Origin of the sequence: Rhodoblastus sp. 17X3, assembly GCF_030056575.1 — a bacterium.
Lineage (GTDB): Bacteria > Pseudomonadota > Alphaproteobacteria > Rhizobiales > Beijerinckiaceae > Rhodoblastus.
Genome location: NZ_JASHHX010000018.1, coordinates 1 through 14,358 on the forward strand (window position 1 = coordinate 1; position 14,358 = coordinate 14,358).

The window sequence follows — 14,358 nt, forward strand, 5'->3', positions numbered from 1 at the left end:
TCGCGACAAGATGAAGGCGGTGCTGTCGGGCCAGTCCGACTCGGAAATGATCCTCGAGGAAGCCTCGCTGGAAACATCGAAAGAAGAGGTCGCCGCCGCCTGAACCCGATCAGGTCCACACGGCGCGGAATAAGCCGCGCGGGGGCCGCAGTCGCGATCTGACTGAATCATCACGAAGGAAAAGGCGGCCATGTCGCAGAATCTCAAGGACGCAGCCCTGGACTATCACCGCTATCCGACGCCCGGAAAGATTTCCGTCGTGCCGACGAAAGCCATGGCGAACCAGCGCGACCTCGCGCTCGCCTATTCCCCCGGCGTGGCGGAAGCTTGCCTTGCGATTGTCGAGGATCCGGACCAGGCCGACGAGATGACCTCGCGGTCCAATCTCGTCGCGGTGGTCACGAATGGCACGGCGGTGCTCGGCCTCGGCAATATCGGCCCGCTCGCGGGCAAGCCTGTCATGGAGGGCAAGGGCTGCCTCTTCAAGAAATTCGCGGGCATCGACGTGTTCGATATCGAACTGGCGGAGAATGATCCCGACGCGCTGATCGAGACCGTCGCCCGCATGGAGCCGACCTTCGGCGGCATCAATCTCGAAGACATCAAGTCGCCGGAATGCTTCTACATCGAGAAAAAGCTGCGCGAGCGCATGAAGATTCCGGTGTTCCATGACGACCAGCACGGAACGGCGATTGTCGCGGCGGCCGCGATCCTGAACGGCCTCCAGCTGGTGGGCAAGGACCTCGACAAGGTGAAGCTGGTCGCCTCCGGCGCGGGCGCGGCGGCGCTGGCCTGCCTCGACCTCATCGTCAGCCTCGGCCTGCGGCGGGAGAACATCACCGTGACCGACGCGAAAGGCGTGGTCTATGTCGGACGCGGGGACGCCATGGACGAGAACAAGGCGCGCTACGCTGTTGAAACCAACGCGCGCACGCTGGCTGACGTCATGGAAGGAGCCGATGTTTTCCTCGGCCTTTCGGCGGGCGGCGTGCTCAAGCCGGAAATGGTCCAGAAAATGGGTCCCGATCCGCTGATCTTCGCCATGGCCAATCCGACGCCTGAAATCCTGCCCGAGGAGGCGCTCGCCGTGCGATCTGACGCGATCCTTGGCACCGGGCGTTCGGACTATCCGAACCAGATCAACAATGTCCTCTGCTTCCCGTTCATTTTCCGAGGCGCGCTGGATTGCGGCGCGACGACGATCAATGAGGAGATGAAGATCGCCACGGTGCGCGCGATCGCGGAGCTGGCCCATGCCGAAATTCCGGAGGCCGTCGCCAACGCCTATGGCGGCGCCGGCCTGCGCTTCGGGCGTGACTATCTCATTCCGACGCCTTTCGATCCGCGCCTTATCGAAATCGTCGCGCCGGCCGTGGCGAAAGCCGCGGCGGACTCGGGCGTGGCGCGCCGGCCGATCGCCGATCTGGCGGCCTATCGCGAAAAGCTCGGGCGGTTCGTCAACCTGTCCGGCAATGCGATGCGGCCGGTGTTCGCGCTCGCCAAGAAGCGCCCCCGGTCGGTGATCTATGCCGAGGGCGAGGACGAGCGCATTCTTCGGGCCGCGCAGGTGGTAGTGGACGAGGGCGTTGCGCGGCCTTTGCTGATCGGCAGGCCCGAGGCGATCCGGCAACGCATCGAGGATTTCGGCTTGCGCCTGAAGCTGGGCGTTAATTGTGATCTGGCCGATCCCAACGATCCGGACGTCTATCGGCCTGCGGCACAGGACTATTACGCCACGCACAGCCGGCGCGGCGTATCGAACGCCTCCGCCCGCGGCCAGATGCGCGCTGGCGGCGCCTTGCTGGCGGCGACCCTGCTGCGGCTGAGTAAGGCCGACGCCATGCTCTGCGGCGTCACCGGGCGCACCTCGGATCATCTGGACGTCATCCGCGACGTCATCGGACTGCGCGAAGGCGTTCGGACGCTCGGCGTCATGCAGATGCTGATGCTGCAGGAGCGCCAGCTCTTCATCTGCGACACCCATGTCAACGAAAACCCTTCCGCCGAACAGATCGCGGAGATCGCCATCATGGCCGCCGAAACGGTGCGCCGTTTCGGCCAGACCGCGCGGGTCGCTCTGCTGTCGCATTCGAGTTTCGGCAGCTCGAACGCGACGAGCGCGGCCAAGATGCGCCACGCCCGGGAAATCGTGCTGTCGCGCGAGCCGACGCTGATGATTGAAGGCGAGATGCGCGGCGACGCCGCCCTGTCGCCGGCCATTCTCGACAACGCCATGCCGGAATCGGACTTCGAGGGGCCGGCGAATATTCTGGTCATGCCGAACATCGAAGCGGCCAATATTTCTTATAATTTGCTTCGGGTCGCGTCCGGAAACGGCATAACCGTCGGCGGCATATTGATGGGCGCGGCGAAACCGGCTCATATCCTGACGCCTTCGGCCACAGTCCGCCGCATCGTGAACATGACCGCGCTCGCTGTCGCCGATACCGCAGCCCAGGAAACGTCGCTATCGCCCGTCGCCGCCACACTGGTTCCGGCGTGAGCGACGCGAGCCATCATCGGAGCGCAACATGACCGACGCAGGACCGCGTTTGGAACACGGCCATCGTGTCGTCATCGTCGGCGGCGGCGCCGGCGGCCTCGAACTTGCGACGAGGCTCGGCGACAAGTTCGGACGCAGCGGCGTCCTCGACGTTTCGCTGATCGAGCGAAGCCGCACCCATGTCTGGAAGCCGAAACTTCACGAAATCGCGGCGGGCAGCATGGACATGTCGGCGCATGAGGTGAACTATCTCGCCCATTCGCACTGGCATGGCTTCCATTATCGCATCGGCGAGATGATCGGCCTCGACCGCGCGCGACGCGAGGTTCATGTGGCGCCCTATCTGGATTCGGAGGGCAGGGAGGTCACGCCGGAACGCTCCTTCGGCTATGACACGCTGGTGATCGCGATCGGCAGCCAGAGCAATGATTTCGGCACGCCGGGCGTGAAGGAATTCGGCATGAAGCTGGAAAGCCAGGACGACGCGGCGAAATTCCACGAAGCCATGGTCAACGCCTGCATCCGCGCCCATGCCCAGCAGACGCCCCTGCGCCCGGAGCAGCTGAAGGTTGCGATCATCGGCGCCGGGGCGACCGGCGTTGAACTCGCGGCGGAACTGCATCGGACGACGCGCGAGGTCGTCGCCTATGGCCTCGACCGGGTGGATCCGGACAAGGACCTCAAGGTCACGCTGCTGGAGGCGGCGGACCGCATTCTGCCGTCGCTGCCGCCGCGTCTGTCGGCGGCGTCGGAAGAATTGCTGGCCGGCCTCGGCGTGCAGGTTCTGACTCGCGCCAAGGTCGCGCAGGTGTTGCGCGATGGCGTCGAGCTGGACGACGGGCGCGTCATTCCGGCGGAACTCGTGGTTTGGGCCGCCGGCGTCAAGGCGGCGGATTTCCTGAAGGATATCGACGGTCTCGAAACCAACCGCATCAACCAGCTGGTCGTCAGGCCGACTCTGCAAACGACGCGCGACGACAATATTTTCAGTTTCGGCGACTGCGCCGCCTGCCCATGGATTGGGCGCGACGCCATCGTGCCGCCGAGGGCGCAGGCCGCGCACCAGCAGGCCTCGCATCTCTACGCCCAGTTCAAGCGCATGCTTGCCGGCAAGCCGTTGCAGGATTTCCAATACCGCGACTTCGGCTCGCTCGTCTCATTGGGCGAATACAGCACGGTCGGCAACATGATGGGCGGCCTGATCGGCGGAAGCCTCATGGTCGAGGGACTGTTCGCGCGCATGATGTATCTGTCGCTCTACAAGATGCACGAGCTGGCGCTTCACGGCCCGGCCAAGGCGACTCTCGACACGATGGCGCGCATCATCACGCGGCGCACAGAGCCGCATGTGAAGCTGCATTGAAGCCCGGTGGCGGGGACATGGCGCGCCAGACCCGCGCCGCAAGTCCTTGCGACGAATGGCCCGCCCATAGACATCTTCTCCTCCCGAGAAACGCGCGCCATGATGGGGCTGCCAGGCCGCGCCGGACCCGTCGGCCTTGTCGCCCGGGAAGATATTGGATCATTCCGATGAGGAGCCCGCCGTCGTCCGTTTCCGCAGGCGCCGCCACCGCGCCCTGGGGTTCGACGCGGCGGCTTTGCCGGCGCGCGCTGTTCGCGGCGGCCAGCCTCGCGCTGGTGGCCCTCGCTGGCTGGCTCGGCTACGCGTTCGCCCTGCGCCTCGGGTTGCAGCGCCTCCACGAACTCGCCGTGCAGCGTCTCGAAGTGGAGGCGACCCGGCTCGACGGCGAGCTGGCGCGTTTCGAGTTCCTGCCCTCGCTGCTGGAGGCGTCGCCCAACATATTCCAGCTGCTCGACAACCCGGACAATGCGGATCTTCAGCGTTCGGCAAGCGTCTATCTCGAATCGATCAACGCCGTGGCGGGCGCCGCAAATCTCTATATCGTCGACGCCGCGGGCCTGACTCTGGCGGCCGCGGATTTCAACCAGCCCGGCACGCCGCTCGGCCGGAGCCTGTCCTTCCGTCCCTATGTCGTCGACGCGCTGGGGTCAGGCCGGGGGCGTTTCTTCGGCGTAGGCATCACCAGCGGGCGGCCCGGATATTACCAGTCCTACGCGTTGTCGGCAGGAGGGAAAACGCGCGGGGTGGCGGCGGTCAAGGTCAATCTCGATTCGATCGAACGCGGCTGGCAGGATGGCGTCGGCGATATTCTGCTCGTGGACGAGCATGACGTCGCCATATTGGTGTCGCGCGACGATTGGCGCTATCGCCCGATCCGGCCCTTGTCATTGCACGCGCTGGAGGAGATCGCCAAAGCGCGGCCCTATGGCGGCGCCGATCTGAAGCCGCTCGGATGGGTCGAGAAGGCCGAGGTCGGCGACAATTCGGCCCGCATTGTGACGGGTGACGGCCACGCCTTCATGACCAGCGCACGCAAAGTCAATGGCGGGGCGTGGCGTCTGATCGTTCTGGACGACGAAGCGGCGACCCGGCAAAAGGCGCTGCTCGTCGGCGGGCTGGCCGGGCTCAGCGCGGCGGTGCTGCTGCTGGCGCTGAAGATCGCGGACCAGCGCCGACGCGAAACTCGCCAGAAGCTGGCGAGCCGCGCCGCGCTGCAGGCGGCCAATGACATGCTCGAAATCAAGGTGCAGGAACGCACGGCGGCGCTTCGCGCGGCGCAGGGCGAACTGGTGCACGCCGGCAAGCTCGCAACACTCGGGCAGATGTCGGCGGGCATCGTTCATGAACTGAACCAGCCGCTCGCCGCGATCCAGACGACGGCGGACAACGCCGCCGTGCTGATGGAGCGGGGCCATTATGACGACGCCCGCGACAATGTCGCCCGCATCGGCGCCCTCATTCGCAGGATGGGGCGGCTGACCGGACAATTGCGGGTCTTCGCCTATAAGTCGGACGATCTGCTCGAAGAGGTCAATATCGACAAGGTTCTCCAGTCGTCGCTGTCTCTTCTGCGCGCGCGCATCAGGGACGCAGCGATAGAGGTGACCACATCGGTCGATCCCGGCCTGCTTGTTGTCGCCAACGAGGCGCGGCTGGAGCAGGTTTTCACCAATGTGCTCGCCAACGCCATCGACGCGGTCGAAACCGTCGAGGAAAAAGCCATCGACATTCGCGCCGCGCGGCAGGGCGGCGAAGGCGTCATCGTCATCGCCAACAACGGCCCCTGCGTTCCGCCCGACATGCTCCCGCGCCTGTTCGAGCCCTTCGTGACGTCGAAGCCGCCGGGCAAGGGGCTGGGGCTTGGCCTGATGCTTTGCGACCATATCGTTCGCTCCTTCGGCGGCAGGGTGACTGCGCGCAATCTCGCCCCGACAGGCGTCCAATTCGTGATTGAGATCCCTGTTCGCGACTCTGCGGAGGGCGTGTGATGATCGACCAGCTTTCGATCGGCGTGATTTATGTCGAGGACGACGACGACGTCCGCATCGGCGCCGTCCAGGCCCTCAAGCTTGCAGGAATCGACGTGCTGGCTTTTTCGTCCGCCGAACGGGCGGCGCCTTCAATCCGCGTGGACATGCCCTTCGTCGTCGTCTCCGATGTGCGCCTTGGCGGCAAGAGCGGGCTGGAGTTTCTGTCGAGCCTGCGCCGGACCGATCCCGAGCTTCCGGTCATTCTGGTCACGGCGCATGGCGATATTTCCATGGCTGTCGCGGCAATGCGGTCAGGGGCCTATGATTTCATCGAAAAGCCCTGCTCGTCGGAGCAGCTGGTCACGGTGGTGCGCCGCGCCGCCGAAAAGCGGCGGTTGACGCTGGAAGTCCGCGCGCTGCGATCCGAACTCGCCGACCAGCGCGGAATCGAGAAAACCCTGATCGGGCGCTCGCCGCAAATCCAGAAAGTCCGGCGGCTCATCTCGACCCTCGCGGCGGCGAGCGTCGATGTCATGATCTATGGCGAGACGGGAACGGGCAAGGATGTCGTCGCCAATTGTCTGCACAATCACAGCGCGAGACGGAGCGCCCATTATGTCGCCGTGAACTGCGGCGGACTCCCTGAGTCCCTCGTCGAGAGCGAATTGTTCGGCCATGAGGTCGGCGCCTTCACCGGCGCGATCCGCCAGAGGATCGGCAAGCTGGAATATGCCAATGGCGGCACGCTTTTTCTCGATGAGATCGAGAGCATGCCCTTGAGCGTGCAGGTGAAATTGCTGCGTGCGCTTCAGGAGCGCACGATCGAGCGGGTCGGCTCGAACAAGCCCATTCCGTTTGATTGCCGCATCGTCGCCGCGAGCAAGGCGGACCTGCTTCAGTTGAGCGAAAGGAAGCTGTTCCGCTCCGATCTCTATTACCGGCTCGGCGTCGCCTTTATCGAATTGCCGCCTTTGCGCGAACGCCGCGAGGACATCACGCTGCTGTTCGAACATTTCACGCTGGAAGCGGCGCGACGGTTCGAATGCGACGCGCCCATTGCCGATGAAAAGCTGGTCTCGCGGCTGCTGTCCTATGCCTGGCCGGGAAATGTCCGCGAGCTTCGCAATGTCGCCGACCGCTTCGTGCTCGGCGTCCTGAACGACACGATGATCGGGACCCCGGAACTCGGAGCGGCCGATCATTCCCTGCCGCGCCAGCTCGAAACGGTCGAGCGGGCGATCGTGGAAGACGCCTTGCGGAGAAAGAAAGGCGATATCAACGCGGCGGCGACGCTCCTGAGCGTCCCCAAGCAAACCCTCTACGACAAGATCAAACGGCTCTCGATCGACGTTGAGGCGATCAGGGGGCATGCGGGGTGAGGGGCGCCCGTCGTGCGGCAGTCTGGCGGGACGCCGTCGCCACGCAGCGGATAGCCGCGGCGGCGGCCCGCCGGTCGCCGCCGAAGCTCATTCTTCCCCAAATCTTATGTTACCGGTAGTATGTCAGCGTGCTTCAACGTGGAAGCGATCAGCTGTAAACTCGACTCGTACTGGGCAGGACGCTGCGAATACGCTCGCCTTCGACCCACGTGAAAGCGGCGGCGTCGTCAGCCACCTGGATCTCCTGCTCAACGATCAATTGATCGCAAAGCATGACGCAAATCGCGTCGATGGGCGCGGTCGTGTCGTTTTCCTCGGTCATGCGGTCGATGGAGATTTCGCCCATTTCCTCGCCGTCGACCATGTGGATGATGAAGACTTCCTCGTGGCCGGGAATGCCATGGGCGTTCACCCGGAAGGTTTCCCCCTTGTATTGAAATTCACGGATCATCTCTCTGGTCCCTACAGCGCGTTATTCAATTCGGCCTTCACGGCCGTTTTACGAGGCGCGACGGTCGATGCCCTCTCTCAGCGCGCCAAGACCAGAGATTTAACATGATCGAGGGGAAAACGGATGACCAAAGCTTTGGCATGGCGATGGCGCGCGGGCGTGTCGGAATCCCGTCAAGGACGCCGCAGACGGGTGATTAATTGGCGAGCAGTTGAGCGGTCGTTTACCCGGCGCCAGCAGCGATACAATGCGCGCTCGGAAGGTGGTCACATAGATGTGAAGTCTTGTCGGTCGATATTCGTTTGCGCTGGCAAAACCCGATTTTATGCTCGACGCCCTTCGGGGAGCGAATTCGTGCAGGCGACAATGACGGCCGCGTTTTTTGTGACGAGCGATCTCGATCTCGCGCTGACGAGAGTCGCGGAGGGCCGCCCCGTGCTCTATTGCGGCCCGCATCAGGGCGTGTTCCGCTTCGAAAGCGTCAAGGCCGTCGCGCTGAGGCGCTTTCGCGCCTCACCCCGGCGCGGCCTGCTCGGCCTGCCCGAGGGCCAGGAAGCCGCCTTCCGCAGATTCCTCGCTGGCGTGTGAGGGGCGGTCCTCTCGTCGTCGCGAGCGCGCGCTGAGGAGGATACGCGGGGCAGGGCCGTCGATCTCACTGTCCGGCTATCAAATAGCGCAATTCATTATCAATTCATCGTAATTCCGCAGGAATATTGGCACGTGAGTCGAGTGTTCAGAATTCAAATTGTATTTGCGTTGCGGTTTTCATGCCACCTTTGTCCTCCGTTTCAATGATCCGATTCAAATCAATGACTGAATTGGCGGAGCGAAAGAGTCTATACGAGGAGGAAGTGGGGTGGCTAAGGACGAACCGATTTACAAGTGTGATTGCCTCGTCGATCAAACGAATCGCAGTCGGCCCATCAGTTAATTCGTTGCCCCGTCGTCGCATTAGTTCGCCAACGACGAATAGGACGTGAAAATGGCCTTCGATAAGCCAACTTTCATCATACGAACTTCGGTTTATCCCCTTCTGAATAGTAATGGCGATCTGCCTTCGGCGTTCAATAATCTCGTGGCAATGGTGTGCAGCAATTATCAATTCAGCCGTAGTTAGGTTGGGATCGAACGCTTCGTTGAAGAGTTCATCGAATACGTCCTGCGAATCTGTTTTTGCCTTTGTTGGAAGCCCACGCGCATAGGATAAAAGCAACTGCCCTGCGCGCGCCGCATCAATCACTTTTAGTGAATCGTCTTTTGACTCTTCTCCTCGCTTTCTCCGGTAAAAATACCCAAGATTATTCAGCGTCGCTGCGATTTTTTCTTGAATCGGTTCGAAGGCCCGCAAATCTCTTCCAAAAATACGGCTCTGAGTGTTGCTGGAAATCGCGATTTGCTCGATAAAGTTCCTATCAGTTGATACAATTAGCTTTATGATAATGGAGCCCTGCAATGTATTCAACGGCTCGTTGCCGACGGCATGGATTACTTTTGCTGTCTGCCCTCCATTGACGATTTTAGGATTAACAAGTGTGATGGGGAAACAACCATTAACATTTCCGATAAGTTGATCGCAAATTATAACGGCACCATTATTCATAAACCAAAACTGTTCATATTTGCTGTTAAAAAGAGAATTACGTATTTCTTTGTTGACGGGGTTTTCCAGGCTAAGGAAATAGCGAACATTATCGGCGATTAGACGCTCGTCGAAGACAGCTTTGTCTCCCATATGAAGGAAATGAAAAAAATCGGTGAGTGCAACGGAAAATAAAAACCCTTCGTGTCCACCTTCAACATGTTTGGCAATCGAATTTCCGAGTGGAAGAAGCTTTTTTCGAAATTTTGGCTGAACGGATCGAACAACACCATGGGCGAGTTCATAAAGGCCATGCTCGATCAAATTGATCTGGTGCCGTTCAAGCGCCGCCGTTAGCCGGACACGCTCAGCATGTGCCAATGTAAGCTGGTTTGAGAAAAGCCGCACAGTAATTCTGTAGCCTTCTCCGGATCCAACCAACTCCCAGATTTCGCGTATTTTTGTGGCTAAGGCGGCATTTGCCGCAAGAAGCAACTCATCACGGTGGTGCAGAAGGTCATCTATGAATGAAATTAGCTTATCAATTTCATCGCCGGGGAAGTTGTTTTTTGTTTTTTTGAAATTTGCGACGCATTTACAAGAGCAAATATTGATTACACGATTATCATCGTCAATATATATTATATCTACTCCGCGATCATGACCGCCATCGACGACGACGCTCATGACTTGATCTCGAGGGACGCTGAAAATCGTTTCAGTTACATATCTAGCGAATGCAACACCTCTAGTAGTGCTGAATTCCAAATGCGATTTTATCCCGCTCTCAACGAGTCCAAAGTCAACAAGGGATGGACTGCTCGATGAGGAGACCAATTTTACGGTCAAGTGAAACCCCTTTATATCGTCTTGGTCGGCTTAATGCATCGTTGTCGGCCTAGGTTGTAACACGGGCGGATCGTTCTGCCCGTGTTCTTCTCGTGTGAAAATTTCTACTCGGCAACCAATTGGTTCAGCTGCACCCGGTCGTGCTGCCGCACGTATCGCACTTCAAGCACGTCCCATTCCGTACGAGCGTGAAATTCGCGCATTCCGGGCAGGCTTCGCCGATATAGCCTTTCATGCGGGCTTCGGCGCGGCGGTCGAGGGCTTCGTCGGGCAGTTTTACCGGGGGCGTCCAGGTCAGCGTGTCGAGCAGGCTCGGCGCGGTCGGCTCCGCGAGGGCGTCGCTCTTCAGGGCCGTCGCGCCGACGCTCACCGCCGCCACGGTCGGCGTCCTGGCCGGTTCCGCCGGGCTGGTCGTCTGCACCAGCATCAGCTTGTCGGTCTTGCCGCGCACGAGGCCGCGCGACACGAATTTCGACGTTGTCGAAGGCTGGCCGGACTGCGGCGGGCGGCCCTGCTCGTCGCCCGTGCCCATCGCGGTATGGCCGATGTCGGAGGGGTCGACATGGGCGAGATCGTTGCGGCCGAGATAGGAGATCGCCAGTTCGCGGAACACATAGTCGAGGATCGACGTGGCGTTCTTGATCGCGTCATTGCCCTGCACGAAGCCCGCCGGTTCAAAGCGGGTGAAGGTGAAGGCGTCGACATATTCCTCCAGCGGCACGCCATATTGCAGGCCCACCGAGATCGCGATGGCGAAATTGTTCATCAGGCTGCGGAAGGCGGCGCCTTCCTTGTGCATGTCGATGAAGATCTCGCCGATGCGGCCGTCCTGATATTCGCCGGTGCGCAGATAGACCTTGTGGCCGCCGACGACGGCTTTCTGGGTATAGCCCTTGCGGCGGTCGGGGAGCTTTTCGCGCTCGCGGCGGCGCTCGACGCGCTCGATGATGCGCTCGACGATGCGCTCCGCGACCTGGGTCGCGCGGGCGGGCTGGCTCTGGGCGATGAAGGCCTCGAAGGCGTCCTCGTCCTCCTCGTCGTCATCGGCGATGAGCTGGGAGTTGAGCGGCTGCGACAGTTTCGAGCCGTCGCGATAGAGCGCATTGGCCTTGAGCGCGAGGCGCCAGGACAGCAGATAGGCCGCCTTGCATTCCTCTACCGTCGCCTCGTTCGGCATGTTGATGGTCTTGGAGATCGCGCCCGAAATGAAGGGCTGCGCCGCCGCCATCATACGGATGTGGCTCTCGACCGAGAGATAGCGCTTGCCCGTGCGCCCGCACGGATTGGCGCAATCGAACACCGGCAGGTGCTCGACTTTTAGGTGCGGCGCGCCTTCCAGCGTCATCGCGCCGCAGACATGGACATTGGCGGCGTCGATCTCGGCCTTGCTGAAGCCGAGGAAGGGCAGCAGCTCGAAGGACGGGTCGTCGAGCTTCTCCGGCGGGACCTTGAGCGTGTTGACCAGGAATTCCGCGCCCAGAGCAAATTTGTTGAACACGAACTTGATGTCGAAGGCGCCGGCGAGCGTGTCATGCAGCTCGGCGAGCTTCTCGGGGGTGAAGCCCCGGGCGGCCAGCGTCGCCTCATTGACGCCGGGCGCCTGCTTCAGGCTGGCGTGGCCGACGGCATAGGCCTCGATCTCGGCAATCTGCGCCTCGCCATAGCCCAGAGCCCGCAAGCCTTCCGGCACGGCGCGGTTGATGATCTTGAAATAGCCGCCGCCGGCGAGCTTCTTGAACTTCACCAGGGCAAAGTCCGGCTCGATGCCGGTCGTGTCGCAATCCATCACCAGGCCGATCGTGCCGGTGGGGGCGACGACGGTGACCTGCGCATTGCGATAGCCGTGCTGCTGGCCAAGCTCCAGCGCCTTGTCCCAGGCCGCATGGGCGTGGGCGACGAGGGTCTGGTCGGGGCAGGAGGCGCCGTCGAGCGGCACCGGCGCCACGGCGAGCTGCTCATAGCCTTCGTTCAGGCCATAGGCGGCGCGGCGATGGTTGCGGATGACCCGCAGCATGGCTTCCGAATTTTCGCCATAACGGGCGAAGGCGCCGCGCTCGCCGGCCATTTCGGCCGAGGTCGCATAGCAGACGCCCGTCATGATCGCCGACAGCGCGCCGCAATAGGCGCGGCCCGCGGCGGAATCATAGGCGAGGCCCGACGACATCAGCAGCCCGCCGATATTGGCGAAGCCGAGGCCGAGCGTGCGGTAGTCATAGGAAAGCTGGGCGATCTCGCGCGAGGGGAACTGCGCCATCAGCACCGAGATTTCCAGCACGACGGTCCACAGCCGAACGGCGTGCTCATAGGCCTTGACGTCGAAGATCTTGGTCGTCGGATCGCGGAACTGCAACAGGTTCAGTGAGGCGAGATTGCAGGCCGTGTCGTCGAGGAACATATATTCCGAGCACGGATTGGAGGCGCGGATTTCTCCGCCCGCCGGGCAGGTGTGCCAGTCGTTGATGGTGGTGTGGAATTGCAGGCCGGGATCGGCCGAGGCCCAGGCGGCATAGCCGATTTTATCCCAGAGCGCCTGCGCGGAAAGAGTCTTGGCGACGGAGCCGTCGGTGCGGCGCGTCAGCTTCCAGTCGCCGTCCTGCTCAACAGCCCGCAAGAAGCCATCGGTAATGCGGACGGAATTATTGGAGTTCTGGCCGGAGACGGTGAGATAGGCCTCGGAATCCCAGTCTGTATTAAATTCGGCGATGTCGAAATCGCGGAAACCCTGCCGGGCGTATTGAATGACGCGCTTGATGAAGGAATCGGGCGCCTGGGCGCGGCGGGCGAGCTTGATCTCGCGCTTCAGGGCCGGGTTCTTCTCGGGGTCGAAGCAATCGTCGCCGCTGCCGTCGCAATTCACGGCGGCCTTGAACACGGCCTTCATGTGCTTGCGCAGGATCTTCGATCCGGCGACGAGGGCCGCGACCTTTTCCTCTTCCCGCACCTTCCAGTCGATGAAGGATTCGATATCCGGATGGTCGGCGTCCACCACCACCATCTTGGCGGCGCGGCGGGTCGTGCCGCCCGATTTGATGGCGCCCGCGGCGCGGTCGCCGATCTTCAGGAAGGACATCAGGCCGGAGGACTTGCCGCCGCCCGAAAGACGCTCGTTCTCACCGCGCAGTGAGGAGAAATTGGCGCCCGTGCCGGAGCCGTACTTGAACAGGCGCGCCTCGCGCACCCACAGGTCCATGATGCCGCCTTCATTGACGAGATCGTCTCGGACGGACTGGATGAAGCAGGCGTGCGGCTGCGGATGCTCATAGGCCGAATTGGAGGCCGTCAGCTCGCCGGTCTGGTAATCGACATAAAAATGCCCCTGGCCGGGGCCATCGACGCCATAGGCCCAGTGCAGGCCGGTGTTGAACCATTGCGGCGAATTGGGCGCGGCGATCTGGCGCGCCAGCATGAAGCGCATCTCGTCATAAAAGGCGCGGGCGTCTTCCTCGCCGTCGAAATAGCCGCCCTTGAAGCCCCAATAGGTCCAGGCGCCGGCGAGACGGTCGAACACCTGCTTGGCGGAGATTTCGCCGACGACGCGCTCTTTTTCCGGCAGCAGGGCGAGGGCGTCTTCGTCCGGGACCGAGCGCCACAGGAAGGAGGGGACGGCGTTTTCCTCGACCCGCTTCAGGCGGGCCGGAACGCCGGCCTTGCGGAAATATTTCTGCGCGAGCACGTCGCTGGCGACCTGGCTCCAGGCGGCCGGGACCTCGATCCCGCTCTGGGCGAATACGGTCGAGCCGTCGGGATTGCGGATTTCGCTCTTGGTCTGTCGGAACTCAATGTCCTGATAAGGCGATTGATCCGCTTTCGTATAATGCCGTTCGATCCGCATGTTCCGCCCCCCGATTGCGCCCTCGCAGCGCGCGTCTTCTCAACGTCGGTCCTCTGCGCCGAGGCGGAAGCGCCGCATGCGTCAGGGGGCGGGGAAAAGGCTTCCCAGCCAGGCCAGACGAACGCGGCAAACGACACGCCAAGGAATGAAAGCAGCGCAAGACCGCCGCCCTAAAGGAGCGCGCGTCCGTCACATCCCGGCGCGTCGCCGCCATTTCCGCTGAACCCGCGAGGCTGGAACCGGTTGCGCCGATTCTTCAACCCGTGGGGAGCGCTGGCTGCGTCGCCGGGATGATTGAAGCTAACGCCGGCGCTAGTGAGGCGTCAAGATATAGTGTTGGATTTTACGCATCCCACTACAATTTGGGGATTCTGGGGACAAGTTCAATAAATTCTTAAGAAAATTTTGCATTTTGCCGCGACTTGGCCTAGC

Annotated in this window: 8 protein-coding genes; 5 read left to right on the forward strand and 3 right to left on the reverse strand. The window is 61.8% G+C overall.

Annotated features, from left to right (window positions below; genetic code table 11):
• Positions 1-190 precede the first annotated feature (190 nt).
• From QM467_RS15310 to QM467_RS15325, 4 genes are all read left to right on the forward strand, one after another.
• Positions 191-2,503 carry an NADP-dependent malic enzyme gene (locus tag QM467_RS15310; RefSeq protein ID WP_283367210.1) on the forward strand — a complete coding sequence of 771 codons (2,313 nt, stop codon included), beginning with the start codon at positions 191-193 and terminating at the stop codon, positions 2,501-2,503.
• 28 nt (positions 2,504-2,531) lie between these two features.
• Positions 2,532-3,866, forward strand: coding sequence for an NAD(P)/FAD-dependent oxidoreductase (locus QM467_RS15315; protein ID WP_283367211.1), 1,335 nt, complete (start codon positions 2,532-2,534; stop codon positions 3,864-3,866).
• 167 nt (positions 3,867-4,033) lie between these two features.
• Complete coding sequence (locus QM467_RS15320) at positions 4,034-5,854, forward strand: sensor histidine kinase (protein WP_283367212.1); 1,821 nt, start codon at positions 4,034-4,036, stop codon at positions 5,852-5,854.
• On the forward strand, positions 5,854-7,215 hold the full coding sequence (locus tag QM467_RS15325; RefSeq protein WP_283367213.1) for a sigma-54-dependent transcriptional regulator: 1,362 nt from the start codon (positions 5,854-5,856) through the stop codon (positions 7,213-7,215). The genes QM467_RS15320 and QM467_RS15325 overlap by 1 nt, the downstream gene beginning before the upstream one ends.
• Positions 7,216-7,363: 148 nt before the next feature.
• Here QM467_RS15325 and QM467_RS15330 read toward each other — a convergent pair whose 3' ends face one another.
• The gene (locus QM467_RS15330) at positions 7,364-7,666 is read right to left on the reverse strand and encodes a hypothetical protein (RefSeq protein ID WP_283367214.1); all 303 of its coding nucleotides are present in this window, start codon (positions 7,664-7,666) and stop codon (positions 7,364-7,366) included.
• Positions 7,667-8,020: 354 nt separating this feature from the next.
• Between QM467_RS15330 and QM467_RS15335 the strand changes: the two genes are divergently transcribed.
• Complete coding sequence (locus QM467_RS15335; RefSeq protein WP_283367215.1) at positions 8,021-8,254, forward strand: hypothetical protein; 234 nt, start codon at positions 8,021-8,023, stop codon at positions 8,252-8,254.
• Positions 8,255-8,399: 145 nt separating this feature from the next.
• Here QM467_RS15335 and QM467_RS15340 read toward each other — a convergent pair whose 3' ends face one another.
• Together QM467_RS15340 and QM467_RS15345 are read right to left on the reverse strand one after the other, a co-directional pair.
• Complete coding sequence (locus QM467_RS15340; protein ID WP_283367216.1) at positions 8,400-9,932, reverse strand: AIPR family protein; 1,533 nt, start codon at positions 9,930-9,932, stop codon at positions 8,400-8,402.
• A gap of 286 nt (positions 9,933-10,218) precedes the next feature.
• On the reverse strand, positions 10,219-13,926 hold the full coding sequence (locus QM467_RS15345) for a vitamin B12-dependent ribonucleotide reductase (RefSeq protein ID WP_283367217.1): 3,708 nt from the start codon (positions 13,924-13,926) through the stop codon (positions 10,219-10,221).
• Between the last annotated feature and the right edge of the window lie 432 nt (positions 13,927-14,358).